The sequence below is a fragment of the Streptacidiphilus sp. ASG 303 genome (assembly GCF_020991365.1).
GTDB lineage: Bacteria > Actinomycetota > Actinomycetes > Streptomycetales > Streptomycetaceae > Peterkaempfera.
Genome location: NZ_JAJLRA010000166.1, coordinates 1 through 289, shown reverse-complemented (window position 1 = coordinate 289; position 289 = coordinate 1). Strand labels below are relative to the sequence as shown.

The following is a 289-nucleotide window of genomic DNA, read 5'->3' as shown; positions in this document are numbered from 1 at the left end:
CGGACGCCGTCGAGCTGGAGGTCCGGGACGGAAGGGTCGCCGCCGTGCACGAGGGGGCCGGGCGCACACCGGTACCGGACGGCGCGCAGGTGCTCCTCGCCCCCGGGAGCACCGCGGACGCCCTGGCGCGGACCGCCCCCGGCACCCCGGCGGCGGTGGAGGACCACGCCCGGACCTCGGCGCCCTCGCCGTTCTCGCTGGCCCTGGGGGCCCACCTGGTCCTGGTGCGGGGCGGCGCCGTCGCCCCCGTGGACCCCTCCGACGCGGGCAACAGCGCCCTCAAGGCCCG

1 pseudogene is annotated in these 289 nt (G+C 80.6%); it reads left to right on the top strand.

What is annotated here, in order from left to right:
• Positions 1 to 289, top strand: a pseudogene (locus LO771_RS30370) (hypothetical protein); the annotation flags it as partial.